The organism is Armatimonas sp. (genome assembly GCF_043760365.1).
In the GTDB taxonomy this organism is placed as follows: Bacteria; Armatimonadota; Armatimonadia; order Armatimonadales; family Armatimonadaceae; genus Armatimonas.
Map to the genome: position 1 here is coordinate 1 of NZ_JAYUPA010000087.1, position 2,344 is coordinate 2,344.

A 2,344-nucleotide genomic window follows, 5' to 3' on the forward strand; every position below is an offset into this window, starting at 1 on the left:
CGGTCTCGTTTTTAGAGCGCCACGGAAAGCTCCGCCTTGCCGCCGAGATGTCCGAGGCGCGCAATCTATCGCCCGCGCTGGTCGTCCGGCAGTGGTGGCTGGCTGGGGATAAAGAGCGTGCCATCGCCATCGCCAGGCGTAGCCAGTGCTTCGCCGATGCGATTTTCAGACTAGAGCGCAGCCAGCACACCGCCGCCGCCGAGACGCTGCGCGTGGAGTGGGCACAGCTCCACGCCGAGTGGGGAGATTATGCGAAAGCCGTCACGACGATACAGAGTGTCGAGACGGCACGACCGCTGGCAAAGCGTTGGGCCGCTCTGGGAGCGGAGAACGGCGGAAGCTCAGGGGCTTTTCTTATCGGACGTTTACTTATCTGGAGCGAGAGCCCGGAGGAGTCGGAGCCCTGGCAAGAAAAGGCACTGGCGATTGTCGCCGACCCGCACGCTGTCTCCGAGCGCACCCAGTTCCTCACAAACCTCTACGTCGAAGCCGACTCGCACCCCGAGCTGCTGCCCCTTCTTCGGACTGGGCTTCGCGCCACCCTCGCCGATCATGGCAGGGGTCAAACCTACCTCAAGCCCGAATTGGCAACGGCCTGGGGGCGGTGGGCAAAGCTTCCTGTGCTGGTCGCGGACTTGCCAACACTCACGCCTAAGCCACAACCCTCCCTTCTTGAGCGCGCCGAGCCGCTCGAAATCCGAATCGAGGGCGGCGATACGGGCACTGTCCCGATTGTGGACGCGGCGTATCTCCCCGATGGGCGCACGCTCGCCGCGCTCGGCGAGGCGGGCGTGCTTCTGCTGAGCCACGATGGGCGCATTCTCCATCGGTTCGATATTCCAGCAACCTCGCTTGTCGTCGGCAAGACCGGCGCACGGGCCCTTGCGATTGCCCACCGCGACGACAGCCAGCGGGTGCATATTCTTGATCTCGGGACGCGTAAAGTCACCGACTGGGGCGAGCTCTCTCTGCTCTGCTGGGAAACGGCACTGAGCGATGGCCTCTGGCGCGTGGCACGCAACGGACAGATTCTCACGCTCGACACCCTCGCCGCCACGCCCAAAGCCCTCACCTTCACGGAAACAAAAGAGCCCGTTCTCGCCCTCAGTACCAACGGCAGCGTGCTGAGCCTATACGAAGACCGTTTTATGCTCTGGCCAGAAGCCGCTCCGTTTCGCCGCCAGGAAATCCTCTTCTCAGGCGGGACGTTTGACCTGACCGCCCAGAGCGTCTACTGGCTCTAGGCCGACGACGACGACGAGCTAAGCCTCTTTGGTGAGCCCGCCGTGGTGCTCTACGGGCAGATCGAAGCGCTCCAGAGAAGCTGCGTTTTAGGCGAGCCTGGGGACACGCAAGCGGGACTGGCAGTCGTGCGCCTCGGGGACAACGAGCTGATTGTCAGTGCCCTACGCGACCCGCTCGGCATCACAGTTCTGGTCTGCCACTATACCCACCGGAATATCCAATCTCCAAAACTCCAGCTACGGCTCTCGGGGGCAGAGCGGGTGCGCCTGCGGGCCACCGAAACGGCGCTCACCCTCGCCGACTCCCAGGGCAGAGTCCTTGTGATTCATCCCGCCACGGGCCAGCTCATGCGCGATCTACGCGTTCGGCTGTAAAGCTGGTATCTAGCCGTTGAAATCGCCTTCATAAATCGCCCCGATGAACCGGGGCGTGTTATTGTCGTCGCGGGCTCCGACACGAAGGCCACTTCGGGCCATACCGAGTAAACTCGGTACTCTGTATGGGCGGCACGCCCTTTGTGTCCGCGAAGCTGTCAAAAAGACGCCCCCGTTCATCGGGGCGATTTATGAGGGCGGCCTAAGCCACTCCCGCAACGCCTTCAAATCCCAGCAGTTGAGCACATCGCCCACCTCCAACCCGGCACGACGGGCGATACACAGCCCCCATGAGAGATTGCCTAGCGACTTCACCGAGTGCGCGTCGCAGTTGATCGCGATCTTCACCCCCGCCGCTTTGGCAAGTTTAACGTGCTCGTCGCACAGGTCCATGCGCTCGGGCGACGAGTTGATCTCCAGCGCTTTCCCGTACTTCGCAGCAGTCGCAATCACCGCATCAATATCCAGCGGATAGCCCTCGCGCTGGCCCATGATCCGCCCGGTCGGGTGCCCCAAAATGTCCACGTGCGGGCTGGCGAGCGCCGTGCAGATCCGCGCCGTCATCGCCGCCTCGTCCTCCTTGTAGCGCAGGTGCACCGACGCCACGACAATATCCAGCTTCTCTAAAACCTCGTCGTCCATGTCCAGCGTGCCGTCTTTGAGGATGTCCACCTCCAGCCCGGAAAGAATCGCCAGCCCCCGCGCCGCAAACTCCGGGCGTAGCG

At 63.1% G+C, this 2,344-nt stretch carries 2 protein-coding genes and 1 pseudogene; 2 read left to right on the forward strand and 1 reads right to left on the reverse strand.

Annotation, left to right across the window (positions count from 1 at the left end):
* Together ACH2EH_RS02165 and ACH2EH_RS02170 are read left to right on the forward strand one after the other, a co-directional pair.
* A pseudogene (locus tag ACH2EH_RS02165) lies at positions 1-1,244 on the forward strand (hypothetical protein); the annotation flags it as partial.
* A 42-nt stretch (positions 1,245-1,286) separates the two neighbouring features.
* A complete protein-coding gene (locus tag ACH2EH_RS02170) occupies positions 1,287-1,619 on the forward strand; it encodes a hypothetical protein (RefSeq protein WP_395138429.1) in 333 nt (110 codons plus the stop codon).
* Positions 1,620-1,808: 189 nt separating this feature from the next.
* Here the strand turns inward: ACH2EH_RS02170 and ACH2EH_RS02175 are convergent.
* The coding region (locus tag ACH2EH_RS02175; RefSeq protein ID WP_395138431.1) for a PHP domain-containing protein at positions 1,809-2,344 on the reverse strand (536 nt) is incomplete at its 5' end.